The 25,829-nt window shown below is 66.8% G+C and carries 26 protein-coding genes and 1 pseudogene; 15 read left to right on the top strand and 12 right to left on the bottom strand.

The genetic code is table 11. The annotated features are described in order from the left end of the window. Positions 1-120: 120 nt before the first annotated feature. Positions 121-890: pseudogene (locus IEX25_RS16945) on the top strand (IS3 family transposase); the annotation flags it as partial. On the opposite strand, the gene IEX25_RS16940 reads toward IEX25_RS16945, so the two are convergent. Next, a complete protein-coding gene (locus IEX25_RS16940) occupies positions 857-1,048 on the bottom strand; it encodes a hypothetical protein (RefSeq protein WP_188716625.1) in 192 nt (63 codons plus the stop codon). The pseudogene IEX25_RS16945 and the gene IEX25_RS16940 overlap by 34 nt on opposite strands. A gap of 27 nt (positions 1,049-1,075) precedes the next feature. Here IEX25_RS16940 and ihfB point away from each other — a divergent pair, with 27 nt between their 5' ends. Both ihfB and IEX25_RS20450 read left to right on the top strand, forming a co-directional pair. Further along, positions 1,076-1,360, top strand: coding sequence for an integration host factor subunit beta (gene ihfB, locus IEX25_RS16935; RefSeq protein ID WP_229665367.1), 285 nt, complete (start codon positions 1,076-1,078; stop codon positions 1,358-1,360). Between the two features lie 27 nt (positions 1,361-1,387). Beyond that, positions 1,388-1,696: a BrnA antitoxin family protein gene (locus tag IEX25_RS20450; RefSeq protein WP_368856830.1), complete on the top strand. Its 309-nt coding sequence runs from the start codon at positions 1,388-1,390 to the stop codon at positions 1,694-1,696. A 510-nt stretch (positions 1,697-2,206) separates the two neighbouring features. Here IEX25_RS20450 and IEX25_RS16925 read toward each other — a convergent pair. The 6 genes from IEX25_RS16925 to IEX25_RS16900 all read right to left on the bottom strand — a co-directional run bounded on the left by IEX25_RS16925 (position 2,207) and on the right by IEX25_RS16900 (position 10,326). Further along, positions 2,207-4,465: an FdhF/YdeP family oxidoreductase gene (locus IEX25_RS16925; RefSeq protein WP_188716621.1), complete on the bottom strand. Its 2,259-nt coding sequence runs from the start codon at positions 4,463-4,465 to the stop codon at positions 2,207-2,209. Beyond that, complete coding sequence (locus IEX25_RS16920) at positions 4,462-5,544, bottom strand: catalase family protein (protein ID WP_188716620.1); 1,083 nt, start codon at positions 5,542-5,544, stop codon at positions 4,462-4,464. The genes IEX25_RS16925 and IEX25_RS16920 overlap by 4 nt, the downstream gene beginning before the upstream one ends. Before the next feature lie 87 nt (positions 5,545-5,631). Then, positions 5,632-7,836, bottom strand: coding sequence for a hybrid sensor histidine kinase/response regulator (locus IEX25_RS16915; RefSeq protein ID WP_188716618.1), 2,205 nt, complete (start codon positions 7,834-7,836; stop codon positions 5,632-5,634). After that, on the bottom strand, positions 7,833-9,014 hold the full coding sequence (locus IEX25_RS16910; protein ID WP_229665366.1) for an FIST N-terminal domain-containing protein: 1,182 nt from the start codon (positions 9,012-9,014) through the stop codon (positions 7,833-7,835). The genes IEX25_RS16915 and IEX25_RS16910 overlap by 4 nt, the downstream gene beginning before the upstream one ends. A 40-nt stretch (positions 9,015-9,054) precedes the next feature. After that, entirely contained in the window at positions 9,055-9,723 is a 669-nt protein-coding gene (locus IEX25_RS16905; protein WP_188716616.1) for a LuxR C-terminal-related transcriptional regulator, read from the bottom strand. Positions 9,724-9,747: 24 nt separating this feature from the next. Beyond that, on the bottom strand, positions 9,748-10,326 hold the full coding sequence (locus IEX25_RS16900) for a rhodanese-like domain-containing protein (protein WP_188716614.1): 579 nt from the start codon (positions 10,324-10,326) through the stop codon (positions 9,748-9,750). A 144-nt stretch (positions 10,327-10,470) separates the two neighbouring features. Here IEX25_RS16900 and pedF point away from each other — a divergent pair, with 144 nt between their 5' ends. Genes pedF through IEX25_RS16870 form a run of 6 tightly spaced genes read left to right on the top strand, consistent with a single transcriptional unit; the run spans position 10,471 to position 15,798 of the window. After that, a complete protein-coding gene (gene pedF / locus IEX25_RS16895; RefSeq protein WP_188716612.1) occupies positions 10,471-11,142 on the top strand; it encodes a cytochrome c-550 PedF in 672 nt (223 codons plus the stop codon). A 14-nt stretch (positions 11,143-11,156) separates the two neighbouring features. Next, positions 11,157-11,915: a quinoprotein dehydrogenase-associated SoxYZ-like carrier gene (locus IEX25_RS16890; protein ID WP_188716610.1), complete on the top strand. Its 759-nt coding sequence runs from the start codon at positions 11,157-11,159 to the stop codon at positions 11,913-11,915. Next, positions 11,912-12,856 carry a quinoprotein relay system zinc metallohydrolase 1 gene (locus tag IEX25_RS16885; protein ID WP_188716608.1) on the top strand — a complete coding sequence of 315 codons (945 nt, stop codon included), beginning with the start codon at positions 11,912-11,914 and terminating at the stop codon, positions 12,854-12,856. Before IEX25_RS16890 ends, IEX25_RS16885 begins: the two co-directional genes overlap by 4 nt. 40 nt (positions 12,857-12,896) lie before the next feature. Continuing rightward, positions 12,897-14,765 (top strand): PQQ-dependent methanol/ethanol family dehydrogenase, encoded by a 1,869-nt coding sequence (locus IEX25_RS16880; protein ID WP_188716606.1) that lies wholly within the window; start codon positions 12,897-12,899, stop codon positions 14,763-14,765. Positions 14,766-14,812: 47 nt separating this feature from the next. Next, positions 14,813-15,436 (top strand): pentapeptide repeat-containing protein, encoded by a 624-nt coding sequence (locus tag IEX25_RS16875; RefSeq protein WP_229665365.1) that lies wholly within the window; start codon positions 14,813-14,815, stop codon positions 15,434-15,436. Further along, a complete protein-coding gene (locus IEX25_RS16870) occupies positions 15,418-15,798 on the top strand; it encodes a hypothetical protein (protein WP_146038688.1) in 381 nt (126 codons plus the stop codon). The genes IEX25_RS16875 and IEX25_RS16870 overlap by 19 nt, the downstream gene beginning before the upstream one ends. Positions 15,799-15,804: 6 nt before the next feature. Here the strand turns inward: IEX25_RS16870 and IEX25_RS16865 are convergent, their stop codons facing one another. The 5 genes from IEX25_RS16865 to IEX25_RS16845 all read right to left on the bottom strand — a co-directional run bounded on the left by IEX25_RS16865 (position 15,805) and on the right by IEX25_RS16845 (position 20,690). Further along, positions 15,805-16,650 carry a formate/nitrite transporter family protein gene (locus IEX25_RS16865; RefSeq protein ID WP_188716605.1) on the bottom strand — a complete coding sequence of 282 codons (846 nt, stop codon included), beginning with the start codon at positions 16,648-16,650 and terminating at the stop codon, positions 15,805-15,807. 246 nt (positions 16,651-16,896) lie between these two features. Beyond that, entirely contained in the window at positions 16,897-18,069 is a 1,173-nt protein-coding gene (locus tag IEX25_RS16860) for an ABC transporter substrate-binding protein (RefSeq protein WP_188716603.1), read from the bottom strand. Next, positions 18,066-18,653 (bottom strand): ANTAR domain-containing response regulator, encoded by a 588-nt coding sequence (locus IEX25_RS16855; protein WP_188716601.1) that lies wholly within the window; start codon positions 18,651-18,653, stop codon positions 18,066-18,068. The genes IEX25_RS16860 and IEX25_RS16855 overlap by 4 nt, the downstream gene beginning before the upstream one ends. A gap of 136 nt (positions 18,654-18,789) precedes the next feature. After that, positions 18,790-19,692 carry an asparaginase gene (locus tag IEX25_RS16850; RefSeq protein ID WP_188716599.1) on the bottom strand — a complete coding sequence of 301 codons (903 nt, stop codon included), beginning with the start codon at positions 19,690-19,692 and terminating at the stop codon, positions 18,790-18,792. Continuing rightward, on the bottom strand, positions 19,689-20,690 hold the full coding sequence (locus tag IEX25_RS16845) for a bile acid:sodium symporter family protein (RefSeq protein ID WP_188716597.1): 1,002 nt from the start codon (positions 20,688-20,690) through the stop codon (positions 19,689-19,691). Before IEX25_RS16845 ends, IEX25_RS16850 begins: the two co-directional genes overlap by 4 nt. Before the next feature lie 70 nt (positions 20,691-20,760). Here IEX25_RS16845 and IEX25_RS16840 point away from each other — a divergent pair, with 70 nt between their 5' ends. From IEX25_RS16840 to paaC, 6 genes are all read left to right on the top strand, one after another. Further along, a complete protein-coding gene (locus tag IEX25_RS16840) occupies positions 20,761-21,390 on the top strand; it encodes a GntR family transcriptional regulator (RefSeq protein ID WP_188716594.1) in 630 nt (209 codons plus the stop codon). Positions 21,391-21,446: 56 nt separating this feature from the next. After that, a complete protein-coding gene (locus IEX25_RS16835; RefSeq protein WP_188716592.1) occupies positions 21,447-22,277 on the top strand; it encodes a PaaX family transcriptional regulator in 831 nt (276 codons plus the stop codon). Positions 22,278-22,398: 121 nt separating this feature from the next. Beyond that, positions 22,399-23,604: a 3-oxoadipyl-CoA thiolase gene (gene pcaF / locus IEX25_RS16830; RefSeq protein WP_188716591.1), complete on the top strand. Its 1,206-nt coding sequence runs from the start codon at positions 22,399-22,401 to the stop codon at positions 23,602-23,604. A 15-nt stretch (positions 23,605-23,619) separates the two neighbouring features. Continuing rightward, a complete protein-coding gene (paaA, locus tag IEX25_RS16825) occupies positions 23,620-24,618 on the top strand; it encodes a 1,2-phenylacetyl-CoA epoxidase subunit PaaA (protein WP_103174223.1) in 999 nt (332 codons plus the stop codon). Between the two features lie 61 nt (positions 24,619-24,679). Beyond that, on the top strand, positions 24,680-24,964 hold the full coding sequence (gene paaB, locus IEX25_RS16820; protein ID WP_103174222.1) for a 1,2-phenylacetyl-CoA epoxidase subunit PaaB: 285 nt from the start codon (positions 24,680-24,682) through the stop codon (positions 24,962-24,964). Next, complete coding sequence (paaC, locus tag IEX25_RS16815) at positions 24,964-25,827, top strand: 1,2-phenylacetyl-CoA epoxidase subunit PaaC (RefSeq protein WP_188716588.1); 864 nt, start codon at positions 24,964-24,966, stop codon at positions 25,825-25,827. The genes paaB and paaC overlap by 1 nt, the downstream gene beginning before the upstream one ends. Positions 25,828-25,829 lie beyond the last annotated feature (2 nt).

The raw sequence follows: 25,829 nt of genomic DNA, 5'->3' as shown, positions 1-25,829 counted from the left end.
GCCGAACGAAGCAGAGGAGGCCTTCTACGCAAGCTTGAACGCAGCCGAAAAAGCAGCCTAATCATTGAACCACAAACTCTCCGGTAAACCCGGGGCGGTTCAGTGTGTCGATCCGCGGGGGCTTGTGGGGCCCTGCAGTTCGACACCTCCACGTTCCACTACAAGTCCGGCGCACCGACCAGGCGGCCGTCTCACGACGGATCAAGGAAATCTGCGAGACGCGCGTGCGTTACGGCTATCGGCGCATCCATCTCTTGCTGCGACGGGAGGGGTGGCAGGTGAACATCAAGAAGACGCGCCAGATTTACAATGAGTTGGGTCTGCAGCTCAGGAACAAGCACCCGAAGCGGCGGGTGAAGGCGAAGTTGCGCGATGATCGTCAGGAGGCTGTCGGTCCAAATGATGTCTGGGCTATGGATTTTGTTCACGATCAGCTGGCCTTGGGTAACAAGCTACGCATTCTGACCATCGTCGATATCCATTCCCGCTTTTGCCCGGTTGCCGATCCCCGCTTTACCTACCGCGGCGAAGATGTGGTTCGGACACTGGAACAAGTCTGTGCCCAAGTCGGCTATCCCAGAACCATCCGGGTCGACAACGGCAGCGAATTCATCTCCCGCGATCTCGATCTGTGGGCCTATGCCAATGACGTCACCCTCGACTTCTCACGACCTGGCAAACCAACGGATAACGGCTTCATTGAGGCGTTCAACAGCAAGCTGCGCTCAGAGTGCCTGAACGCGCACTGGTTCATGAGCCTTGCAGATGCACAGGAAAAGCTGGAGGATTGGCGTAGGCACTACAACGAAGACCGACCCCACAGTGCGATTGGATATAACGTCCCGATCGCCCTGCATTATCCCGGCGGCGCAGCCAGCCCGTCGCCATGACCGAGCCGGAAAACTCCAGAATCCGGCGGTCCAAGGTTGGGGAGCAGCGCAATAGATTTACCCGTCTCTTGCGCGGCGATCTCAAAACTGGCATCGCAATAGAACCTGGAGCCTTTTCCTAAGTCGATTTTTGTCAAAAGTCCGGTGAACGACGTCATGAAGCCGTTACACCGTCTGGGGGAATGATGACCCGTTCCGAATTGATTGAGCTTCTTGCTGACGAAAACCCGCATCTGTTTCATCATGACGTCGAGCGGATCATAGACACAGTTTTCCAGGAGATCATCGAGGCCATGGCGCGCGGCAACAGGGTCGAACTGCGCGGCTTCGGGGCTTTTTCGGTAAAAAAGCGTGATGCGCGGAACGGCCGCAATCCCAGAACGGGGGAAGCGATCGACGTGGACCAAAAACATGTCCCTTTCTTCAAGACGGGAAAGCTGTTGCGCGATCGGTTGAACGGCCGCGCTTGACTGCCGATACGGCATAAGGCTGCACACATGCGCCTATGCCCGAATCTTGTAAGGCTATTTCTTGGAAATCGCACCTTCAGCGCAGATCCAGGTGGCTGGAGCCACAACTTGCACACCCAAGGCGGAGAGCAATTTGCCCAGCAAGGCCGTCCCGCGAGGCATTTCCCGCCCTCGCCGAGGCCATGCGCAAGAACGTCGGGGGGCGTCAAAAGCAGACAACCCGAAGGTCGCCGTGTCCCTGCGCCTGACCAGCATGTCGTGGTCCGGTTCAAGGCCAGCGGCCCTGGTTGGCAGATCCGGATGCACCATGCCCTACGCGAGGCCGCCGAACTGTAATCGAGGGAGAAGCTTGTTGCGGCGGACATGAAGAAGGTAAAAGGAGGCACTGCATGGCTTTGCAGGAGCAGAAGCAAGGAGAAAACGCACTAGCAGACAGCGAACCCCCTCGGTGAGAACCGGACATGCAGCACCGAGGGTGGTTACAGGGGTAGAGCTAGAGCTTCACCAGGTGTCAGTAAAAAGGAAAGCGCAGTGACCGTCTGCATAGCAACCTAAGCACAGTTTCTAAGAGCCGAGGAGAGGCTTTCTTGGAACATGCTTAACCTAAGGTAAATCTTGTTCCGAAGGACAGCAATGCACGAAGTCTCTCCGAACTTGCTTATAAGTTTTAGCTCAATGACATAAATGACAATCTTGGAGTTTTTTGGAATGAGGTCCATACTGCCGAACAGATCGAAAACGACCTTCAATCGATAGAAGCAGCCCATGTTCCGGCCGCAACTGTGATGGGCCGAAAGGACCTCACGGATTCCTTTAATCGACCGCTTCCGATCGTTGATCGGGTGTTCAGGTCTCGATCCGCACCGGGGCGCTCTTGTAGGCCGGGGTCTTGGATGCCTGGTCATAAAGGGACAGCGGCACCAGGGGGTTCGTCTCGGGGTAATAGGCGGCGATGCAGCCGCGCGGCAGGTCATAGGGAACGACGCTCAGCCCCTCGACCCGGCGGGGGATGCCGTCATCCGCTGCCGAAACCAGGGCAATGCGCTGACCATCTGCAAGCCCTGCCCGAGCCATGTCCTCCCGAGAGATCAGGACGATCATCCGGTCCCCCGACAGTCCCCGCAACCTGTCCGAGAAGCCATAGACGGTGGTGTTGAACTGATCGTTCGACCGCAGCGTGACCAGGGTGAAGGCATCGGGCGCGGGATCGCCGCCGAGCGCGGACAGGCTGGCGGGGATGGTCAGTTCCGCCTTGCCGCTTTCGGTCTGCCAGTCCCGTTCGCGCGCCGAATTGCCACGGTAGAAGCCGCCGGGCTGGGTCATGCGGGCGTTGAAATCGGCGAACTGGTCGGGATAGGTCGCCTCGATCAGGTCGCGGATGCGGCCGTAATCCGCGACCCAGTCATCCCATTTGACCTGCGGATTTGGCGGCAGCGTCGCCTTGGCGATGCCAGCAATAATGGCGGGTTCCGACAGAAGATACCGTGATGCCGGCGGCCGCCTGCCCATGGATCCATGGATATGGCTGAGACTGTCTTCCATCGTGACCATCTGCGGCCCGGATTTCTGCTTGTCGCGTTCGGCCCGTACCAGGCAGGGCAGCAGCCAGGCGCCCGGCCCGGCCAAGACATGCGTGCGGTTCAGGCGGGTGGCGATCTGCACGTTCAGATCCAGCCCCGCCCAGGCAGGCTCGGTCCGTGCCAGGTCCGGAATCGCCCGGCCGAAATTACCACCCAGGCTGATGAACCCCCGGACAGTGCCGTCGATCATGCCCTCGACCGCCTCGACCGTCGTCATGCCGGTGTCGCGCGGGGGATCGAAGCCGAACAGGTCGGCCAGCTTGTCCAGGGGCACCAGTTCGGGCTTTTCCGCGATGCCCACCGTCCGCTGGCCCTGGACGTTCGAATGGCCGCGCACCGGGCAGATGCCGGTCCCCTCGCGCCCGATATTGCCGCCCATCAGCAGCAGGTTCACCAGCATCCCCACGCTGTCGCCGCCATGGACGTGCTGGGTTAGACCCATGCCATAGACGCCGATCACCCGTTTCGCCTTGGCGTAAAGCTCCGCCACCTCGATCAGATCCTGCCGGGGTAGGCCCGAGGTCGCCTCGATCCCGTCCCAGGTCTGGGCGCGGATCCAGGCCTCGAAGGCATCGAAACCGTGGCAATGCTTGGCGATGAAGTCGCGGTCCAGGGCGCCCTTGTCGAACAGGTGCTTGCAGATGCCCGCAATGGCCGCGATGTCGCCGCCGGGACGCAGTTGCAGATAGATGTCCGAGACCGGCGTCCCTCGGCCCGACAGCATCTCGGTCGGGCTTTGCGGGTTCATGAACTCCACCAGGCCGCGTTCCCGCACAGGGTTGAAGGTGACGATCTTGCAGCCGCGCCTGACCGCCTGCTGGATGGGGTGCAGGAAGCGCGGGCTGTTCGACCCGGTGTTCTGGCCGAAGAACAGCATCAGGTCGCAATGGTCGAAATCGTCCAGGACACAGGTGCCGACCGGCGCGCCGATGGTCCGCTTCAGCGCGACACTGGTCGTCTCGTGGCACATGTTGGAACTGTCGGGCAGGTTGTTATGCCCGTAAAGCCGCGCGAAAAGCTGATACAGATAGGAGGTTTCCAGGCTGGCGCGCCCCGAGGCATAGAAGACGGTGGATTTCGGGTCCAGATCCCTCAGCGCCTGGCCGATCGCCGTGAAGGCCTGCCCCCAGGTCGTGCGAACATAGCGGTCGGACGCCGGATCATAGCGCATCGGATGGGTCAGCCGGCCCGCCGCCTCGAGATCGTGGTCGCACCAAGTCCGCAGTTCGGTCAGGGTATGGCGGGCGAAGAAGTCGGGACCGCAGCGGCTGCGGGTCAGGTCCCAGATGGTGGCCTTGGCGCCGTTCTCGCAGAACTCGGCCAGGTGGGGGGACGGCGGCTTGGCCCAGGCGCAGGAGGTGCACATGTGACCGCCCGGCTTGTTCTGGCGGCGCAGCGTGTCCAGGGTGCCCAGGCCGATCCGATCCTTCGCGGCATGTTTCAGCACGCTTTTCAGCGACCCCCATCCCCCAGTCGGCCGGTCGTAATAAGGCGTGGTCGGATCCTGATCGCGTTCCTGGGTCATGTCGTATCCTGTCGGGCGGGTTCGTGGATGGGACAGCCGTTGAATGCGGACCGGAAATCGGCCGACATCCGGTAAGGCTCGCGCCGGGCGCGGTTGATGGCGCCCAGCGGGCGATGCGCCTGGACGCCGGTCCAGACGGAAAAGCGCATGTGTTCATCGACCAGTTCGGCGGAATCCTCGGTCCAGCCGGTCTGGGCCAGGACGTGCAAGCGCGCCACCGTGACGAAGGGGGACAGGCTTTCGTCCCACAGGACCGACGGATCCTCGACCGGCATCCGGTCCAGGTCGCGGCAAAGCTGCGCACGCAGGTTCCAGACTGCGTCACCCGTCTGCATGTCGGCGGCGACCGTTTCGCGGATCGCGTCGGGGCGGCCCCTGGTGTCGATGATCCGCCCGGCATGTCGTGTCAGGCTGTCGGAGGCGGGTTCCAGCGACAGCTTGGCGATATGGTCGCCGAACCGGAAAGCCGTCTGCGTGTAATAGGTTTCCCCCAGCGGATGCACGTTCGGCGCGCCGCCCAAGGTCTGCAGGGTCGCACTTGCGCCCCCTACCGTCTCAAGCGCCTTTTCCGCGCCGCGCAGCACCGCCGCCAGCCCGCGCTTGGCCCATTCGGCGCGGTCGGTGGTCTTGGCCAGCAGCTTGAGGTTCTTCAGGAAGGCCGCCGGATCGGGCGCGGGAAAGGCAGGGCCGTTGACGAAGATGAAATCCTGGTTTCGCCCCTCGGCCCCGTCCAGGCGTTTGCCCTCGACCCCGATGACCTTCAGCGCCAGCCCGCGCGGGACCGAGATGGAATCGTGCAGCAGATCGCCGGGATTGGTCGAGATGCGGATGATCGCACCATATCGTCCTGCCTTGGCGAAGATGCCTTGGGCCAGTTCGGCGGGCAGGTCCGGCAGAACCTCCAGTTCGCCGCGCAGGATGCCGTGGCTTTTGGCGTGGACCGCGCGGACGGCATGGCCGTAATCCCTGGAGGTGGTTTCCAGGATGTCGCGCAGGGTGTCGGACAGGGCGCGGATCACCTGCGGCTCGTCAAGCGTGACGGTTTCGACGTCAGGAGAGTATCGGACGGCTGGCTGCATGATCTGCCCTTTGCGGCTGGCGTGCCAAGCCACAACCGCCCGGCAGGCCAAGCGTTCCGGGCCACGCCACCCTGCGGGGATCACAAGTCAGGCAATCGCGGGATTCACGTTTGCCAGGAAATGATACAGCGCCTCGGTATCCAGGGGCTTGGACATGGGGAACAGGCCCATCCGCGCACAGCGTTCGCGCAGCACCGGCGAACGATCGGCCGAGATGATGCGCGCCGGGCGCCAGCCGAACCGCTTGCGCAGCATCGCCACCAGATCCAGCCCGTCCACGTCGTCGTTCAACTGATAGTCGATCAGCATCGCGTCGGGGACGAAGTCCATCTCGTCGATCAGCGCGATGGCGTCTTCCGGGCCTTCGGCGTCCAGGACGGTGATGCCCCAGCCTTCCAGCAGCGCCACCATGGCGCGGCGCAATTCGTGGTCGTTATCCACCAGCAGCACCAGAAGCCCCGTCCCCGCCAGCGAGGGCAGGCGGCGGGGATCGCCGCTGTCCTCGCTGCGGCACGGCCGCGTGGCGGTCAGGGGCACGGTCACGCGAAAGACGCTGCCCCGGCCGGGGCGGGATAGAAGGTCCAGGCCATGCCCCAGCCGGGCGCAGGCGCGTTCCACGATCGCCAGGCCCAGCCCCATCCCCTCGCTGGCCGAGGCGCGGCGGTGCAACCGGCGGAATTCCTGGAAGATCACGTCCCGATCCTCGGACCGGATGCCGGGGCCGCTGTCCCAGACCTCGATGCGGATGCTGTCGCCGCGCTTGCGCGCGCCCACGAAGACCCCGCCCCGGTCGGTATAGCGGATAGCGTTGGAGATCAGGTTCTGCACGATCCGCTGCAGATAAAGCCCGTCGCTGACCACATGGGCGCCGGTCGGACGAACGCGGAACCGCAGCCCCTTGGCGGCGGCCGCCGGGGCAAAGCTTGATGCCAGCGACGACAGGATGTCGTTCAGCGCCAGATCGCCCTGGGAAAGCTGTTCTTCCTCGGTTTCCAGGCGGGATATGTCCAAAAGCGCCTCGATGATGCGCTCGACATTGGTCAGCGCCTCGCCCGCCTTCTGCACGCTGCTGTTGGTGCCGGCGGCATCGGCCGCGGACAGATACAGCTTGGCGGCCGAAAGGGGTTGCAGCAGGTCGTGGCTGGCCGCCGCGACGAAGCGCGACTTGGAGGCATTGGACCGTTCCGCCCGCGCCAAGGCATCGCGCAATTCGTCGGTGCGCGCCGCCACGCGGGCCTCAAGCTCCTCGTTCGCGCGGGCCAGGCGGCGCAGGGCGTCGCGTTCGGCGGTGACATCGGTCAGGGACAGCACGAAGCCGTCATCGGGCAGACGCTGCGCGAACCCGTCCAGCGTCATCGCCCCGTCCTTTTGCGTCAGTTCAAAGGATAACGCCCCCCGCCCGGCCCGGTCCTGCATCCAGGCGGCGATCCGGGCGGCGGACTGGCTGTCGGCCAGCCGGAAGGATTGCTGGATCTGGTCGGTCACCCGCTGGAACCGGGTGCCCAGGGTGAAGGTCTGCGGCGGCAGCCCGGTCAGGACGCGGAACCGGCGGTTCCAGCCCGCCAGCAGGCCTTCGGCATCGAAGATCGCCACGCCTTGCGCCAGGTGATCCAGCGTCGCCCGGATGATCCGGCCCTGGTTGTCCAGCAGGCGCTCGCGCTGTTCGCGTTCGGCGCGCATCAGATCCGACACGTCGGTCTGCACGATGGCGGTGCCGGAATTCGCCGTCCGGTGTTCCGATACCTGCATCCAGCGGTCGTCCGTCAGCGCCAGATTGAAGATCACATGATCGCGCCGGTGCCGCCGCATCCGGGTCTCGGCCCAGTCCTCGGGCGTCTGGCCCGCAGGCAGGCGCAGCATCGCCGAACGGCTGACCACCTGGATATAGTCCGCGAAGGTCATGCCCGGATGCAGCCGGGTCCGCACATCGGGCATCTGCCAGCAGAAGCGGCCGTTGAACAGCAGCAGCACGTCATCGACGCCGAACAGGGCGAAGCCTTCCTGAACCGCCTCGATGGCGCTTGCCAGATCGCGTCGCGCGGCCTCGATCTCGACATTGGCGGCGGACAGGCGGGCGTTCGATTCGTTCAGCAGGCCCAGGGCGCGTTCCAGTTCCTCGGTCCGGCGGCGGACCTGGTCTTCCAGCACCACGGCCCGTTCGAACTGGGAATAGGCGGCGCCGTCGCGGTCGGTCTGGGTTTCGACGCGGCGCATCAGCACCTGGCTGATCTTCTTCAGGCGCGCGATCTGCACATCGGGGGGTTCGGCAGGATCGACAAGGTTGTCCATCATTCACCCTCGGGGGCATAGATCGCCACCCCGGTCATGGTCAGGTTCACATGCATGGCGCCGAACTGTTCGCCATAGGTGGAAAAGCCGGTGACGTTGTGGCGGGCCAAAACCTCGGACACGGCGCGCAACTGCTGCTTCTGCTGCGCCTCGATCCGGCGCAGGATGCAGTCGCAGGCCAGGATGCTGTCGGGCGGTCCCCCTGCCCCCAGCCCGGCAAGGCTGGCTTCCAGCGACCGGGCGATGTCGCGCGGCGTCGCCAGCGTCAGCACGACGCCTTCGTCGATGGCGCTGAAGAACACCAGATCGGTGCCGTTCTCGACCCGCTGGATGGACCGGACGTGGTAACGGCCGCCGACACGCACGACCAGCGGATGCGCGGCGAAGGTGAAGGGATCCAGTTGCCCGCCGGGTTTGCCCAGCAGGCGCGCGTATTCCGTGGCGGCAGGGGCCGCGTTGATCTCGTGGACCCGACGCTGCGCGGGATCGGCGCCGGTCACGACCATCTGTCCCGTGCCCGCGTCCAGATGGTCGAAGCTGAAAACCCTGACCGGGCAGCGGGTGCGGATGAAGGTCAGGAAAGCCGCGTTCGTGCGCACCTGCGCGCCCTGGGCGACATAGCCTTGCCCGAACCGCGTCCCGTCGCCCGCCGATCCGCCGAACAGCGGCACGGGGCCAAGCCCGTGGCCCAGGACGGCCATCAGCGCATCTTCCCGCAGGGTGCTGCCATCGACCATCAGATAGGCGAATTCATGGGCGAAACCCGGATGCTGCGCGCCAAGCCGCTGGCGGGCGCGGATCATCCGGTCGATCAAGACGGCAGGCTCGATCCGGTCCAGATCCTCGATGGCGATGGTTTCGACGGCGAAATCGCGCGCGGGAAAGCCCACGGCGACGATCCGATCCTCGACATAGCCGCCCGCGATCTCTCCCGCCGTGGTGCAGCCCAGCACCGGGGTGTCGCCAAAGGCCGCTTCGGCCGCAGCCATGGTTGCCGCGAAATCCGCCCTGGCCGAGGCGAAGACCAGCACAAGCGCAAGACCCGGCCCCAGATCGGCCGCCAGGTGCAGCATCGCCGCCGGATCGCCCGCCGGGACCTGGCCGCGCCGCAGAACGCGCCCCCTGGCGCCTGCGCCCCTGTCCGTTCCCGTCAGCGCCGCCGTCGGATCCCCTCCGTCCATCCTGCCATCGCCTGTTCGCGCCCCTCAGGCAGGCAGGATGTCACCGCGCCGCAAGGCTGTCAAACCGCGCGGCCTGCGCGGCCAGGACGGCCTGGGTGCGGTTCTGCACGCCCAGCTTGCGCATGATCACGGTGACATGCGCCTTGACGGTCGATTCCGCGATGTCCAGGTCATGCGCGATCTGCTTGTTCAGCTTGCCTTCCGATATCAGCGACAGGATCTTCGACTGCTGCGCGGTCAGGCTTTCCAGCCGGTCCCGCGTCAGGGCCATCGGCTTGGCGCCCGTGTCCGAGGCCACGAAACCATCCGGCAGATAGATTTCCCCCCGGCCGATCCGGGCCAGTGCCTCCTGGAACACCTGCCGCTGGCTGTGCTTGGGGACATAGCCGGATGCCCCGAATTCGATCGCGGCATTCACGATGGCCGGGCTGGTCAGCGACGACACGATCAGAAGCGCCGCCTGGGGCGCGGCCTTGCGCACCTTCAGAAGACCGTCCAATCCATCGGCATCGGGCAGGTTCAGGTCCAGGAACACCGCGTCGGGCTGCGGCCCCACAGCCAGTTGGCGCAGGCAGTCCGCGATGGAACTTGTGGTGCGCACGCTGCTGATGCCGCCCACGATCTGGAGCGTGATCGACAGCGCGTCCGAGAACAGCGGATGATCCTCGACGATCAGGACCGAGGCGATGGGGCGGTGGGTCTGGGTCATGGCGGATGCCCTTCGCGGTTTCGGTCAGTCTAGGGCTTGTTGGGGGCTGGCGTCCATGCCGCACAGGCTGGCGCCGATGGGCAAGGGGTCCACCGGCTGCAAGGCGCGCCCCGCATCGGCCCAGTCGTCCACGCCGCCCGGATACCAGCCGATGTCCCGTCGCCCCAGAGCCGCGACATGCTGGACGGCATTCCAGCTCATCCAGCAGTCGGTCTTGCAGAACAGGACCACGGGGCGGTCGGCGCATCCCTCCAGCGACTTGCGCAATCCGTCGGCTATGCGCGGGTCGGGATGGCCGCGCCCGATCTCGGGCAGCCAATGGGCGCCAGGGATCGTCTGGTGCGGCGCGGCAATGATCCAAGTGCCGTCGGGGGTGATGGAATGTCCGGGCGTGGCCATCGCGTCGATCAGGATCGCGCCCCCGGCGGCCATGTCCGCGACCGTCCGGGCATCCACGACGCGGCCCCCCGGCACGCTGTCGGGAACCGGCGCGCGATAGGCCGCGATGCGCAGCCCGGTCGCGGCGTCGAACACCTGTTCGGCCCCGGCGGCGGGTGGCATCAGCGCGATCAGCGCGGCGGGGATCAGGCGCGGCAGGCTCATGCGCCCAGCCTTTCACAACACCCCGCCCCCACCAATTCGACCTTCGGCGTAAGACCCCCCCTGCCGGATGGACCATTGGAGAATTGCCCGGAACCGCCCCCTGCCCCGATCCTGTGCCGAACGACGGAGATGGGGGACAACGCAATGCGCAAGGCAACGATCTGGGCCGGCTTCGGCATCATCCTGGGGGCGGCGGCGGCGCTTGGCCATGGGGACACCGCGCCGCAATCGGTGGACACCACCGGCCTGCCCGAACTGCCGCAGGACATGGCCTCCGAGAACCCCTGGCGCGAGGCCGATCCCGCCGTCCTGTTCAAGGCGGTCGAGGTGGGCGCCAAGGGCTTCAACAGCAACTGCGCGCGCTGCCACGGGCTTGGCGCGATCTCGGGCGGGCTGGCGCCGGACCTGCGCTATCTCGAGGCCAACGCGTTCGGCGACGAATGGTATCTGGACCGGATCCTGCACGGCTATGAACAGAACGGCGCCGTGAAGATGCCCCCCTTCGAGGGGATCCTGAACCAGCAGGCGATCTGGGCCATCCGTACCTATGTGGAAACCCGCGCGGACGAGACGGCAATCGCCGAGCAGAAGGAAAAGTTGACCGAACTGCGCGACAAGCTGGCCGCCGTCGCGTACGATCCCGCCACCGCCACGGCGCTTGCCCTCGAACTCTCCGCCGCGGGCGAAGGGTTCGAGACGCTGTCGGGCGCCCCCCGCGCCGTGACGCCCTTCGACGAGGCGGCCTGGCAGTTGTCGTCGAACCCGCCCCATATCAAGGCGGCCATCGAAACCCTGTCCGCCGCCGTGCGGAACTGACAGGGCGCGGGGCGGTGACGGCGATCCTGTCCCACAAGCTGCCGGGGGGCGGCGCGGGGCTTGCAGCCTTTGGCGGCGGCCTGACCCCGCCCGATCTGGACCGCGGCATGTGGGACCTGCACCGCGCCGACCTGCTGGGCGCGCCCGATGCCTGGCGCGGCGATCCCGGCCTGCGCCTGCTGGCCCCCGCGAATGCCGAGGATGCGCGCCATGTCCCGATCCTTGCGGACGCGACCGGGCTTGGCCCCGTGGACCGCATGGTCGTCACCATCGACTACAGCCCCTTTCCGCTGGCCCTGGTCTTTCACCCCGGCCGCGCCCTGCCGTTGCTGGGCTTCGGCGTGAAATACGAGATCGCAGGCCCGATCCGGGCATCCGCGCGGACGGGGGCGGAATGGATCATGGGCGGCGCCTTCATCGACGCCATGGGCGGCGGCTGTTCCGCGCCTGCCGCGACCCATGCCCGCCCCGACTGGCAGGACGGCTTTGGTGAAATGCGCGCCCGCCTGTGGCCCGATACCGGACGGCTGCGGGTCGGTATTCGTCACCCGATGGACACGGGCCTGGCCGACGGCATCCCCGCCCATCACCTGACCGACCTGACCCTGACGGATGCGCAAGGGGGCGAGATCGCCCGGCTGGAGATCCACGAGCCCTTGGAGGAAAACCCGGTCCTGACATTCCTGCTGCCCCGCGACCTGGCGCAAGGCCCGGTCGGCATCACGGCGCGGGATACCAGCGGCTTCCGCTTTTCGGGAAAGGTGGCGCCGTGACCCTGACCCGCCGCCAGACCCTGCTGGGTGCGGCTGCGGCGCTGCTGCCGGTCGCCGCACGTGCCGCGCCGGAATACCGGCTGGACCCCCGGCAGGTGGCGGATGGCGTCTGGCTGTTCGAAGGGGCGCAGGACAGCATCGCGCGCGGCAATGGCGGGGCGATCTGCAATGTGGCGATGCTGGAAACGCCGCAGGGCGCCATCGTCGTGGAGACCGGCGGCACCCTGCGGCACGGCACGGCGCTGCGGGCCTTCGCGGACCAACGGCTTGGCGGGGTCGTCGCGGCGCTGAACACCCACCATCACCCGGATCATTGGTTCGGCAACGGGGCCTTTGCGGATCGTCCGATCCATGCGCTGCCCGGTTGCATCGCAGCGCAGAAGGCCGGGGCGCAGGCCCTGTCGGACGGGCTGTACCGGATCCTTGGGTCGTGGATGCAGGGCACCGCGCCCCTGCCCGCCACGGCAGCCGTCGAAGGGGGCGACCTGACCCTTGGCGGGCGCGGCTTGACCTTGCTGGCGCTGTCGGGGCACACCCCCGCCGATCTGGCGCTGATCGACCGGCGGTCCGGCATCCTGATCGCGGGCGACCTGCTGTTCCTGGACCGCGCGCCCAGCTTTCCCGATGCCGACGTCGCGGTTTGGCGCGCGGCCCTGTCCACCCTTGGGGCGCTGCCCGTCACGGGCACCATCCCCGGCCACGGCCCTTTTCACCGCGACAGCCGCGCGGTCGCGCAGACGCTGGCCTATCTTGACGCCTTCGCCGCCCGCATGGACGCCGCCGCCAACCTGGGCCTGTCCCCGATCGAGGCGCTTGCCGCAGGCCCCATGCCCGCCTTCGCGGCGCTTGCCGCCAACCCCGCCGAATACCGACGCGCCACCGTCCAGCAATGGCGCGCGCACGAAATCAGCGCCCTGCCCGTCATCGGCGGCAGCGTCTGACAGACGACCAGAAACGAAGTTTGCCATCAAGGAGGAGAGTATGCGCAAATCTTTCACCATCCCGTCCGTCAGCGCCCTTGCGCTGCTGGTCGCGGGGGGCCTGTCGGCCGCCGTGGCCAAGGATGTCACCTGGGAAGACATCCTGAACGACCACGAAACGACCAGCGACGTGCTGATGTACGGCATGGGCAACAACGCCCAGCGGTATTCCAGCCTGAACCAGATCAACACCGAAACCGTCCGGCACCTGCGCCCGGCCTGGGCCTTTTCCTTCGGGGACGAAAAGCAGCGTGGCCAGGAAACCCAGGCCATCGTCCATGACGGCACGATCTACATCACCGGCAGCTACAGCCGCATGTGGGCGCTTGACGCCAAGACCGGCGAACGGAAATGGAAGTTCGAGGCTCGGCTGCCCGACGACATCCGCCCCTGCTGCGACGTCATCAACCGGGGCGCGGCGATCTATGGCGACAAGGTGTTCTTCGGCGCGCTGGATGCCAGCGTCTATGCGCTGAACAAGGAAACCGGCAAGGTCGAGTGGCGCGAGAAGTTCGCGGACCACAAGGTCGGCTATACCCTGACCGGCGCGCCCACCATCATCAAGGACGCGCAATCCGGCAAGGTGATGCTGATCCACGGCAGCTCGGGCGACGAATTCGGCGTCATCGGCCGCCTTTACGCCCGCGACCCCGACACGGGCGAGGAATTGTGGATGCGCCCCTTTGTCGAAGGACACAAGGGCACGCTGGCGGGCGCCGAAAGCACCCCCACCGGCAACCCCGACGCGCCAAGCTGGCCGGTCAATCCCGACGGGTCGAAGGTCGAGGCCTGGAGCCACGGGGGCGGCGCCCCCTGGCAGTCGGCGGCCTTCGACGTGGCCACCAACACCATCGTCGTAGGCACCGGCAACCCGGCCCCCTGGAACACCTGGGCGCGGTCGCAGGACGGCAACTTCAAGGATTACGACAGCCTCTATACCTCGGGTCAGGCCTATGTGAACCCGACCAATGGCGAGGTCGTGGGCTTCTATCAGCACACGCCGAACGACGCCTGGGATTTTTCCGGCAACAACGAGATCATCCTGTTCGACTATACAGACAAGGACGGCAACACCCACCGCGCGGGGGCGCATGCCGACCGCAACGGCTTCTTCTATGTGACCGACACCGACAAGCTGGCCGAGCGCGGCACCGAGATCAACAAGCCCACCGCGCTGCTGAACGCCTTCCCCTTCGTGGACCAGATCACCTGGGCCAAGGGCATCGACCTGGAAACCGGCCGCCCGATCGAGGTCGAGGGCCAGCGTCCGCCCCTGCCCGAGGAAGGCGAGACGAAGGGCGCCACCATCCAGGTCACGCCGCCGTTCCTGGGCGGCAAGAACTGGAACCCGATGGCCTATTCCAAGGACACCGGCCTGTTCTATGTCCCCGCCAACAACTGGACCGAGGATTACTGGACGGAAAACGTGACCTACCAGGCGGGCGCCGCCTATCTGGGCCAGGGCTTCCGCATCAAGCGGCTGTATGACGACCACATCGGCACCCTGCGCGCCTTCGACCCCGCCACCGGCGAGAAGGTCTGGGAACACAAGGAGGAATTCCCGCTGTGGGCGGGCACGCTGGCCACCGGGGGCAACCTGGTCTTCACCGGCACCTCGGACGGCTATGTCAAGGCGTTCAACGCCCAGACCGGCGAGGAGTTGTGGAAGTTCCAGACCGGGTCGGGGATCGTCAGCAGCCCGATCACCTGGGAAATGGACGGCAAGCAGTACCTGGGCATCGCCTCGGGCTATGGCGGGGCTGTGCCGCTGTGGGGCGGGGACATGGCGCAACTGACGACGCAGGTCAGCCAGGGTGGGTCGTTCTGGGTCTTCGAGATCCCGAACGAACTGCTGGCCTCGGCCCAGTGATCACGCGGGCGGGGGTTTGCCCCCGCCCCTTTCCCGTGGGAGGAACCATGTATCGCCATTCCATCGCCCTGGCCCTGATGCTGGCGGCCCCTTGCGCCCATGCAGCCATGGCCGACCCGCTGTCGGGCGCGGGCTATCCGGTCATCACCGATACCGACGACCGGCCCGAAGGCCCGCAGACCATCGACGGCTGCGAATTGAAGCCCGGCGCGTCCTGCCCCGGCGTGGACCTGTCCCACCAGGATCTGTCGGGGATGTCGCTGAACGGGGCGGACCTGACAGGCGCGCGGCTGGTGCGCGCGAACCTGCGCGGTGCCCAACTGAAGGGCGCCACGCTGACGGGGGCGGACCTGCGCGGGGCCGATCTGTCGGAAACCTATCTGCAGGGCGCCACAATCCGCGACGCCGACCTGACCGGGGCGAATCTGGATTATTCCCGCATGGCCGGGATCGACTTCAGCGCATCGAACCTGACCGCCGTGTCGATGGAGGCCGTCTGGGCCAGCAAGGGGCGCTTCGTCGGCACGACCATCGTCGCCGCCAACCTGTCCGAGGCGAAATTCTATAACGCCGATCTGGCCGATGCGACCTTGGGCGACAACACCAACCGCTTCACCATCTGGGAAGGCGTCCACATGGAGAACTGCACCGGGTGCCCCGTCGATTGGTGATCCTCGCGGGGCTGCTGGCGGTCCCCGCCCATGCCGATCTGGCCGGTTGCCGCGCCCTGCCCGATGACGGGGCGCGGCTTGCCTGTTACGACGCCCTGCCCCTGGCACCCGCCACGGCCTTCCAGGGCAAGGGCAGCGGCATGGCCGGGCCGTTCACCATCGCCGCGCCGCAGGTTCTGGGCTTTGCCAGCGACGACGCGATCCTGGTGGCCTATCTTCTGGACGACGCCACCGACGCGGTGGCCCAGAACCTGCATCACGGCGGCGCGGGAACCGGGCATTTCCTGATCGAGACGCCCGGCACCTATCGCGTTCAGGTCAATGCCTCGGGCGGGTGGCGGATCCAGCTTTCGCCGCCCTGAACGCGTTCATTCCGCCGGAACGGCCACGGGCGCAGGCGCCGGGTCGCGGTCCAGTTCGGGCGAGGTCTTGTGATGCGTGGCATAGATCATCGCGCCCACGAAGGTCAGCCCGCCGACCAGGTTGCCGATCACCGTGGGGATCTCGTTCCAGATCATGTAGTCTATGATGGTGAAGTTGCCGCCCAGCAGCAGGCCCGCCGGGAACAGGAACATGTTCACGATGGAATGTTCGAACCCCATGTAGAAGAAGATCAGGATCGGCATCCACATCGCCATGATCTTGCCCGACACGCTGGTGGACATCATCGCGGCGACCACGCCGGTGGATACCATCCAGTTGCACATGACCGCACGCACGAACAGCGTCAGCATCCCCGCCGCGCCATGGGCCGCATAGCCGACGGTGCGCCCTTCGCCGATATGGCCGATCTTCTCGCCCACGGCGTTCGGGGCCTCGGACCAGCCGAAGGTCACGATGATCGCCATGAAGATCGCCACGGTGAAGGCGCCCGCGAAATTGCCCGCAAAGACCAGGCCCCAGTTACGCAGCATCCCGCGCAGGGTGACACCCCGGCGCCTGTCGATCAGGGCCAGCGGGACAAGCGTAAAGACGCCGGTCAGCAGGTCGAAGCCCAGAAGATACAGCATGCAGAAGCCCACCGGGAACAGCAGCGCGCCGATCAGCGGATCGCCGGTGTTCACGGTGACGGTCACGGCAAAGGCCGCGGCCAAGGCCAGGATCGCGCCCGCCATATAGGCGCGGATCAACGTGTCCTTGGTGGACATGAAGACCTTGGCCTCTCCGGCGTCGATCATCTTTCGGGCGAAATCGGTGGGGGTGACATAGGACATGGGCGTTCCTTTCGGGACAATGCGGCGAAGGCGGTCGATGCGCGGAAACCGGGCCTTCAGGGGCCGGCGTCGTCGTCACGCTTGGGGAAATGCCGCATCGTTGCGCGCGGGCCGCTGGCGCGCCATTGCGCCGGGCCATGGATGCAGGATCGCCATGAGGCGCGGCCATCACAAGCCCTCGGTTGCTTGCCTTGGCCGCTGCGGGCGATAGGCGCGGAAAGATTGCGCGCGATGCCCGGCTTTTGGTCAGTTCGCGGATGCGGGATCGAAGCTGAAGCCGTCGAAGAAGGCATCGGCGCGCAGAATCATTCCGCCGCGTTCGGCGGCGACGGACCGATCCTGGGCCAAAGCACCCTCGACCCGTTGCGAGGCGCCGGGCAGCGGCGCGCCCGCCGGGCGCAGGTGCAGGCGGTAAAGGTCGGTGCGGAAATGATCCATGGCACGCGCCATGGCCGCTTGCCGGTCCAATCCCTGCCGGTCGGCGATGCGCGCGGCGAACAACGCGGCCAGGCTTTTCCAGGGAAAGCTGGCCGCGCCCGCATTGAAGGCCACAAAGCCCGGCACCTTTCGCATCTCGCCGCGGCCGGAAATCGTCAGGCGCCCCGTCAGACCCCGTTCGGCCAGGTCCGGGGGCAGGTTCAGATAGGCCGGACGCGACAGGATTTCCGCCGCCGTGCCGCGATGATCGGGATCGTCCAGCCACCGTCCCGCCCGCCAGACCGCCCGCATCAAGGCGCCGGTTTCCGCAGGGCGCGCCTCCGCAAAGCCGCGCAGCAGGACCAGGCCCTTTTCCGGCGGCGCGGCCCAGATGGCGATGCCGGGCAGCAGTAGCGCGGCAAGGCCCCGTTCCACGGCAAAGCTGGCCCAGGGTTCGCCCACGCAGAAGGCATCCACATCCCCGCGCGCCACCGCATCGGCCATCATCGGCGGCGGCACAGTGATCAGGTCCAGGTCGGCAGGCGGGAATCCGCAGCCCGTCAGCCAGTGACGCACCAGTTCGGACTGGGTGGAAAAGGGAAACGGCACCCCCACCCGCAGCCGCCTCCCCGCCGCCACACCGCGCAAGGCCATCCCGGCGGCGCGGGCATCGTCGAAGGCGAAATCATGGCCTGCGTCGCGCAGGCGGCGTTCCAGGTCGCGGTTGACCGCCACTGCCTGCCCGCCATGGGACAGGACCATCACCAGATCCATCGCGGGCAGCGACGGTCCCAGCCCAAGCGCCTGCGCGACAGGCATGGGCACCAGCATCTGCGCGCCGTCGATCAGCCCCGCGCCCAGCATGTCGCGCGCCTGCGCCCAGGCCCCCAGGCGGACCAGATCCAGGGTCAGCCCTTCCTCGGCTGCGAAACCCAGTTCCTGCGCGACGATCAGGGGCGCGGCGTCGATCAGGGGAACATAGCCCAGGCGCAGCGTGATCATCTGCCCAGAAGCCCCGCCGCCATGACAAGCTGCTGCGCGATGTCGGCCAGGCGCTTGCCCTGGTCCATCGCAGACTTGCGCAGCAGGGCATAGGCCGCTTCCTCGTCGATGCCGCGGGCCTTCATCAGCACCGCCTTGGCGCGGTCGATGATCTTGCGTTCCTCAAGCGCGGCGCGGGTGGCGGCCAGTTCGGCGCGCATCTGCTGGAAGATGTGGAACCGCGCGATGGCCGCGTCCAGGACGGGCTTCAGCCGTTCGGGGCGCAGCCCGTCCACGACATAGGCGGAAATCCCGGCCTCGATCGCGGCGCGGGTCAGCCCCTCGTCCGACCGGTCCACGAACATCGCCACGGGCCGTTCCGAGGGGCCGGATGCCAGGGCCAGTTCCTCGAGGATATCGCGCGAAGGGTTGGCGATGTCGATCAGCACCACGTCGGGGCGCAGATCGGCCACCTGGCGGGCCAGGCCGGACTGTTCGGCGATGATGCGGATGTCGTGGTCGCCCGTATCCCGCAACCCGTCGGCGATGGGCTGCGCCCGGTCCGGGTCGGGTTCGACGACAACGATCAGAAGGCGCTTCGACATGGGTTCTGCTTGCACACGCCACAGGCCGGGCGCAATGCCGGGCAAGGGGCGGCAATGGGTCGGCGCGGGCAAATGGCGAAAGAATAGGCATTTTGCAGCGCCTGTGGTTCGGCATGGCGCCCCCGTCAGCGGAGGCCTAACCGAACAGTTCCGCCGCCCGGTCCACCTGTCCCCCAGCGATCAGCGCGGCCAGCAGCACCCGCGCCTGACCGGGCCGCAGCACGCGCGACAGGACCGCCCCGGCGCGGACCAGGTCATGCCCGCCTCCGCCCCCGCCATAGCTTGCGGTCAGCCGCCCCATCGGCACCCGGCTGGAGATCACCACCGGCACCCCCGCCGCATGGGCGCACGCCACCCCGTCCCTGATCGCAGGGGACGCGTTCCCGGATCCAAGCGCCGCCAGCACGATCCCCTGCGCCCCCGCCGCCAGGCTGGCATCCAGATGCGTGGCATCTGCGCCGGGATGGATCGCCACCACATCCACACGCACCGCGTCCACCGGGGCGCGAAGCGTCACGTCCGGCGCCACGGCCTCGGCCGCCAGGCGGAAGGCGTCTGCGCTGTCGGTCGCGTGCTTGACCAGGCCCCAGGCGGGCAGAACCCGCCCGCCGAAGGCCAGCCGCACGCCCCCGCCCTCCAGAACCGCCCGGATCGCGGCGGCCATATTGGCGGGACCGTCGGCCTGCGGGTGGTCGTCGGTGAACTGCGCCCCGGTCAGCACCACGGGCGCGCCGGGATGCTGCAAGGCCAGCAGCAGGGCGGTTTCCTCCATCGCGTCGGTGCCGTGCAGGATCACCACGCCCGCAGCCCCGCCGGCAAGTTCGGCCTCGCTTGCGTCGCTGATCGCCTGCATGTCCGCCAGCGTCAGGGTGGACGAATCCCGCGCCATCAGATCGGCCACGCGCAGCCGAACCGGCGGCAGATCGCCCAGCCGGGACAGCAGCGCCTGCCCGTCCAGGCTGGGGGTGCTGGATCCATCGGCATTCTGCTGGCTGGCGATGGTGCCGCCGGTGGTGATCAGGGTGATGCTTGGGGTCATTCCGCCGCCCTCAGGTCCAGCCGCCCTGCCATGCGCTGCGATATCACCGCGCAGACCGCCAGTTGCAGCAGGTGGAACACCATCAAGGGCAGGATGACCAGCGATATGTCCTGCCCCGCGAACAGGATCCCCGCCATCGGCAGCCCGGTCGCCAGGCTTTTCGTCGATCCGCAATACAGGACCGCCATCAGATCGGCATGATCCATGCCCGTCAGGCGCGCAACCAGAACCGCCGCGCCCATCACCATGGCCAGAAGGACCAGGCACAAGACCACCAGCACGCCCAGCGACGGGGCCGAGATCACCTGCCAGATGCCGTTCACCACGCCGGCCGAAAAGGCCGCATAGACGATCAGCAGGATCGACCCGCGGTCCACGATCATCGTGGGCTTGCGATATCGCGCCAGCCAGCCTGCCAGAAGCGGGCGGCACAACTGCCCTGCCGCGAAGGGCAGCAGGATCTGCTGGACGATCTTCCAGATCGCCGAAGGCTCGACCCCATAGCCGGTGCCCTGGGGGATCAGTAGCGCGAACAGCAAGGGCGACAGAACCACCCCGATCAGGTTCGAAATGGACGCCGCGCAAACCGCCCCGGCGACATTGCCGCCCGACACGGCCGTGAACGCGACCGAGCTTTGCACCGTCGAGGGCAGGCAGCCGATGTAAAGGAACCCCACCCCGATGGCCGTGGGCAGCCAGATCAGCGACAGCGGCTTCAACGCCAGGGCAAGGATCGGAAACAGCAGAAAGGTCAGCGCCAGCACCGAAAGCTGCAGCCGCCAGTTCGCAAGCCCCGCCACGATCGTCGCCGTCGACAGCTTGGCGCCGTAAAGAAAGAACAGGAGCGCGATCACCCAATAGGTCACATGGGACAGGATCGTCGCCCCGACGCCGCGCGCGGGCAGCACCGTCGCCAGCACAACCGTCAGCACCAGCATCAGCATGTAGCGGTCGAAGCCGAAACGGGCCAGCACGGCCTCGGCCCTGCGCAGGGACATTAACCACTCCTTCGGACTTCGCGGATCCGTGGCTTGTATAAGCCGGGCCGCTGCGATCCAAAAGGGGATGATGTCCCTTGATGCGACCCGGCTTGCAGAACAGATCATTCGGGCGATCCTGGGGGGCAGCCTTCCCGCCGGCACGCGCCTTGGCCGGCAGGGCACGGGCCCGGCCGATGCCCTGATGGACAAGGCCCTCGATCAGGTCTGCGCCTGCGGCATGGCGGAACGCCATCCCGACCTGGGGGTGCGGGTCACGGTTCCCGACCCCGTGCTGCTGCTGGACCGCTTCGAGGCCCTGGGCGAAATCTCGGGCCTGTGCGCCAGCCTTGCGGCCCGCCGGGCATCCCCCTCCGACATGATCGCCATCGAGGAACTGGTTGGCAGGATGCAGGATGTGGATCCCGACGCCTATCGGCGGATGGGCCTGGACCTGCATGACCGGATCTGCCGGATGACGAGGAACGCCGAACTGGGCCGGGTCTGCGGCGACCTGCGGTGGCGGCTGGCGCCGATCTGGCCCCTTTGGCTGGACCATGCAGAGTATTGGCGGCGGTCCAGGCACGAACACCGCGCCCTGGTCGAGGCGATCTGCGCCCGCGACGAAGCCCAGGCGGGCATCATCATGCGCGGCCACCTGCGCGCCATCGCCCGCGAGGTTCTGTTCACCGCGGGCATCTGCCCTACCGACCCGGTTTGACATCCCGCCGCCCTGCCCCTAGGCCCCGGACTGCGACCCCCCTACCGGATGCGCCGATGACCCAGACCGACCTGATCCAGCGCTTGACGGCGGGACTGCCGATCACCGCCGGTTCCTTCATCGTCACCGTCTATGGCGACGTGGTGGTGCCGCGCGGCGAGGTCCTGTGGATCGGCAGCCTGATCGACATCTGCGCCCGCATCGGCATCAGCGAGAACCTGGTGCGCACGGCCGTGTCGCGCCTGGTCGCCGCAGGGCGGCTGGAAGGCGAACGGGTCGGGCGGCGCAGCTTCTATCGCCTGGCCCCTGCTGCCCGCGCCGAATTCGCGGATGCCGCGCGGCTGCTTTACGCGCGGCCCCGGCCTTCGGGCGACTGGCTGGTGATGCTGCATCCCGACATGCCCGAGGGGCTGGCCCGCCGCCACCGCATGGCGCGCATGGGGGGCGATCTGTGGATCTGCCCGGCGCGGGACGATCTGCCGGATGGGAATGGGCTGGTCCTGCGCGCGGTTCCCGTGGCGGGGACGGACCAGTTGCCCCGGCTGGCAGGGTTCTGGGATCTGGAGGCGCTTGCCCAGGGCTATCGCATGGTGCTGGACCGCTTCGGACCCCTTGCAGCCGCCGACCTGTCGGCCGAGGACGCGTTGATCGCGCGGCTGCTGCTGGTGCATCTGTATCGCGGCGTCCTGCTGCGCGATCCCGGCCTTCCGCCCGAGGCCCTGCCTCCCGGCTGGCCGGGAACGGATGCGCAGGCCCTGTTCCACGACCTTTATACCGCCCTGACCCCGCTGGCAGAAGCACATGTCGCCCGCGTGATGGAGGGCGAGGATGGCCCCCTGCCCGAAGCCACATCCCGCACGCAGGCGCGGCTTTCGGCGCTTGCTTGAAACATTACAGCATAATGCACATTTCTGTTTACGATGTAATGTGTCGGCTGCTATAAGCTGACCAATCGGTCGATGAATTGGGAGAATCATCGGCCTCATCTGGAAATGACTGGGGGTCCGTATGTCCGAAGCCTTCATCTGCGACGCGATCCGCACGCCGGTCGGCCGCTATGGCGGGGCGCTTGCCACGGTGCGCGCCGATGATCTTGCCGCCCTGCCGCTGAAGGCGCTGATGGAGCGCAACCCGGATGCGGACTGGTCAGCCGTGGACGACGTGATCCTGGGCTGCGCCAACCAGGCGGGCGAGGATAACCGCAACGTGGCCCGCATGGCCGTGCTGCTGTCGGGAATGCCCATCGGCGTGCCGGGCACCACGGTCAACCGGCTGTGCGGGTCGGGCATGGACGCCATCGGCATGGCCGCGCGGGCGATCCGGGCGGGCGATTGCGACTTCATGGTCGCGGGCGGGGTCGAGTCGATGACCCGCGCCCCCTTCGTGATGCCCAAGGCGGAAACCGCCTTTTCGCGCCAGAATGCTGTCTATGACACCACCATCGGCTGGCGCTTCCCGAACCCGGCGCTGAAGAAGGCCCATGGCACCGACTCGATGCCCGAAACCGCCGACAATGTGGCGGCGGATTACGGCATCAGCCGCGCAGACCAGGACGCCTTCGCCGCGCGCAGCCAGGAACGCTGGGCCGCAGCCCAGGCCGCGGGCATCTTCCGCGACGAGATCGTGCCGGTGCATGTGCCCCAGAAGAAGGGCGACCCCATCACGGTCGATACCGACGAACATCCCCGCCCCGGCACCACGGTCGAGACGCTGGCCAAGCTGCGCGGCGTGAACGGCCCCGACCTGACGGTGACGGCGGGCAACGCCTCTGGCGTGAACGACGGCGCGGCGGCCCTTGCCATCCTGTCCGAAGACGCGGCTAAGGCCCAAGGCCTGACGCCCAGGGCGCGGATCATCGCCATGGCTGCGGCGGGCGTGGAACCGCGCATCATGGGCATCGGCCCGGTGCCTGCGGTTCGCAAGGTCCTGGCCCGCGCGGGCCTGTCGCTGGACCAGATGGATGTGATAGAATTGAACGAAGCCTTTGCCGCGCAGGGATTGGCCGTGCTTCGTGACCTGGGACTTGCCGACGACGATCCGCGCGTGAACCCGAATGGCGGCGCCATCGCCATCGGGCACCCCTTGGGCATGTCCGGCGCCCGGCTTGTCACCACCGCGATGTACCAGCTGATCCGAACCGGCGGGAAATACGCCCTTTGCACCATGTGCGTCGGCGTGGGTCAGGGCATCGCCATCATCATCGAACGCGTCTGAGAAGGAGAGACTGCCATGTATGCACAGCTGGTCAAATCCGAAGGGTCGAAATCCCGCGAGGACATGACGCCCGAGGAGATTGCCTTCCAGGACCGCATCGACCGGAACGAGAAGATCGAGCCGAAGGAATGGATGCCCGAAGGCTATCGCAAGACGCTGATCCGCCAGATCGGTCAGCACGCGCATTCGGAAATTGTGGGCCAGCTTCCCGAAGGCAACTGGATCACCCGCGCGCCCACCCTTGAACGCAAGGCGATCCTGCTGGCCAAGGTCCAGGACGAGGCGGGCCACGGCCTGTACCTGTATTGCGCCGCCGAAACCCTGGGCGTGTCGCGCGACGAGCTTCTGGAAAAGCTGCACAGCGGCAACATGAAGTATTCGTCGATCTTCAACTATCCCACCCTGACCTGGGCCGACATGGGCGCGGTCGGCTGGCTGGTCGATGGTGCGGCGATCATGAACCAGGTGCCGCTGCAGCGCACGTCATACGGTCCCTATTCCCGCGCGATGATCCGCATCTGCAAGGAGGAGTCGTTCCACCAGCGGCAGGGCTACGACATCATGATGAAGATGTGCGCGGGCACCCCGGAACAGAAGGCCATGGCGCAGGACGCGCTGAACCGCTTCTGGTATCCGGCGCTGATGATGTTCGGACCGTCCGACAAGGACTCGGTCCATTCCGCGCAGTCGATGGCGTGGAAGATCAAGATGAACACGAACGATGAACTGCGCCAGAAATTCGTGGACCAGACCGTGCCGCAGGCCGAATACCTGGGCCTGACCATCCCCGACCCGGACCTGAAATGGAACGAGGAAAAGGGCGGCTATGATTTCAGCGAGCCCGACTGGACGGAGTTCTTCGCCGTGATCGCCGGGAACGGCCCCTGCAACGCCGAACGCCTGGGCGCCCGCGTCAAGGCCTGGGAAGACGGCGCCTGGTTCCGCGACGGGCTGATGGCCCATGCCGCCAAGGCCGACGAACGCGCCCGCGCCGCCCGCCACGCCGCCGAATAACGACGGGCGCAATCGCGCCCGCCCTGCCCGCCACATCCCCGCAGCTTTGGGAGGAGTCATCATGTCCAGCGAATGGCCGCTTTGGGAAATCTTCATCCGGGGCCAGCACGGCCTGAACCACCGCCATGTCGGCAGCCTGCATGCCCCCGACGCGGAAATGGCGATCCGCAACGCCCGCGACGTCTATACCCGCCGCAACGAGGGCGTGTCGATCTGGGTCGTGAAGGCCAATGACATCACCGCGTCCTCGCCTTCGGAAAAGGGCCCGCTGTTCGATCCGTCCAACAGCAAGGTTTATCGCCACCCGACCTTCTTCGACATTCCCGATGAAGTGGGGCATATGTGATGCCGTCCCTTCCCGACATGACCACCCCGAACCTGACCGCGCTTGCCAGTCAGGCCCTGGCCGACAGCGGCCATGTGGCGGTGCCCGCCCCCGATGCCGGGCAGCCCGAATTCGTGGAATTCCTGCAACGGCTGGGCGACAACTGCCTGATCCTGGGCCATCGCGTGTCGGAATGGTGCGGCCACGCCCCGGCCCTCGAAGAAGACATCGCCCTTGCCAACCAGGCGCTTGACCTGATCGGCCAATGCCAGCTTTGGCTGGGCCTTGCCGGCGAGGTCGAGGGCCGGGGCCGCGACGCCGACGCATTGGCCTATCTGCGCGACGCGGGGGCATTCCGCAACCTGCTGCTGGTCGAGCTTCCGAACGGCGATTTCGGCGTCACGCTGATGCGTCAGTTCCTGTTCGACGCCTTCCATATCGAACTGCTGCGGGCGTTGAAGGCTTCGGCCGACAGCCGCGTGGCCGATATCGCCGCCAAGGCGGAAAAAGAGGTCGCCTATCATCTGGAACGGTCTGCCGACCTGGTGATCCGGCTGGGCGACGGCTCGGACGAAAGCCGCCGCCGGATGCAGGCCGCGCTGACGAAGCTGTGGTCCTATACGGGCGAGATGTTCGTGGACGACGCCGTCGATCAGGCCATGTCCGACGCGGGCATCGCGCCGCTGCCGTCCTCGCTGAAAGCCGCCTGGGACAAGACCGTGGCGGCGGTCCTGGACGAGGCGACGCTGGCCGCGCCGGCCGAGGCCTGGCAGCACGGGGTCAGGAATCCCGGCGGCAAGAAGGGCGTCCACACGGAACATCTGGGCTATATCCTGGCCGAGATGCAGTTCCTGCAGCGCGCCTATCCCGGCGCCAGGTGGTGATG

This window comes from Paracoccus acridae, from assembly GCF_014642735.1.
Classification (GTDB): Bacteria; Pseudomonadota; Alphaproteobacteria; order Rhodobacterales; family Rhodobacteraceae; genus Paracoccus; species Paracoccus acridae.
Note: the sequence above shows the minus strand (reverse complement) of the source record. Positions and strands in the feature narration are given on the sequence as shown.

Bases quoted from the DNA above. Each gene is read 5' to 3' on its own strand.
- IEX25_RS16915 (WP_188716618.1), bottom strand. From the start codon at position 7,836: ATGATGGACAACCTTGTCGATCCTGCCGAACCCCCCGATGTGCAGATC.
- IEX25_RS16875 (WP_229665365.1), top strand. From the start codon at position 14,813: ATGTATCGCCATTCCATCGCCCTGGCCCTGATGCTGGCGGCCCCTTGC.
- IEX25_RS16905 (WP_188716616.1), bottom strand. From the start codon at position 9,723: ATGACCCAGACCCACCGCCCCATCGCCTCGGTCCTGATCGTCGAGGAT.
- IEX25_RS16900 (WP_188716614.1), bottom strand. From the start codon at position 10,326: ATGAGCCTGCCGCGCCTGATCCCCGCCGCGCTGATCGCGCTGATGCCA.
- IEX25_RS16920 (WP_188716620.1), bottom strand. From the start codon at position 5,544: ATGCAGCCAGCCGTCCGATACTCTCCTGACGTCGAAACCGTCACGCTT.
- pedF (WP_188716612.1), top strand. From the start codon at position 10,471: ATGCGCAAGGCAACGATCTGGGCCGGCTTCGGCATCATCCTGGGGGCG.
- IEX25_RS16925 (WP_188716621.1), bottom strand. From the start codon at position 4,465: ATGACCCAGGAACGCGATCAGGATCCGACCACGCCTTATTACGACCGG.
- IEX25_RS16910 (WP_229665366.1), bottom strand. From the start codon at position 9,014: ATGGACGGAGGGGATCCGACGGCGGCGCTGACGGGAACGGACAGGGGC.
- IEX25_RS20450 (WP_368856830.1), top strand. From the start codon at position 1,388: ATGCGCCTATGCCCGAATCTTGTAAGGCTATTTCTTGGAAATCGCACC.
- IEX25_RS16850 (WP_188716599.1), bottom strand. From the start codon at position 19,692: ATGACCCCAAGCATCACCCTGATCACCACCGGCGGCACCATCGCCAGC.
- IEX25_RS16840 (WP_188716594.1), top strand. From the start codon at position 20,761: ATGTCCCTTGATGCGACCCGGCTTGCAGAACAGATCATTCGGGCGATC.
- ihfB (WP_229665367.1), top strand. From the start codon at position 1,076: ATGACCCGTTCCGAATTGATTGAGCTTCTTGCTGACGAAAACCCGCAT.
- paaB (WP_103174222.1), top strand. From the start codon at position 24,680: ATGTCCAGCGAATGGCCGCTTTGGGAAATCTTCATCCGGGGCCAGCAC.
- IEX25_RS16940 (WP_188716625.1), bottom strand. From the start codon at position 1,048: ATGACGTCGTTCACCGGACTTTTGACAAAAATCGACTTAGGAAAAGGC.
- IEX25_RS16880 (WP_188716606.1), top strand. From the start codon at position 12,897: ATGCGCAAATCTTTCACCATCCCGTCCGTCAGCGCCCTTGCGCTGCTG.
- IEX25_RS16845 (WP_188716597.1), bottom strand. From the start codon at position 20,690: ATGTCCCTGCGCAGGGCCGAGGCCGTGCTGGCCCGTTTCGGCTTCGAC.
- paaC (WP_188716588.1), top strand. From the start codon at position 24,964: ATGCCGTCCCTTCCCGACATGACCACCCCGAACCTGACCGCGCTTGCC.
- IEX25_RS16865 (WP_188716605.1), bottom strand. From the start codon at position 16,650: ATGTCCTATGTCACCCCCACCGATTTCGCCCGAAAGATGATCGACGCC.
- IEX25_RS16855 (WP_188716601.1), bottom strand. From the start codon at position 18,653: ATGTCGAAGCGCCTTCTGATCGTTGTCGTCGAACCCGACCCGGACCGG.
- paaA (WP_103174223.1), top strand. From the start codon at position 23,620: ATGTATGCACAGCTGGTCAAATCCGAAGGGTCGAAATCCCGCGAGGAC.
- IEX25_RS16860 (WP_188716603.1), bottom strand. From the start codon at position 18,069: ATGATCACGCTGCGCCTGGGCTATGTTCCCCTGATCGACGCCGCGCCC.
- pcaF (WP_188716591.1), top strand. From the start codon at position 22,399: ATGTCCGAAGCCTTCATCTGCGACGCGATCCGCACGCCGGTCGGCCGC.
- IEX25_RS16835 (WP_188716592.1), top strand. From the start codon at position 21,447: ATGACCCAGACCGACCTGATCCAGCGCTTGACGGCGGGACTGCCGATC.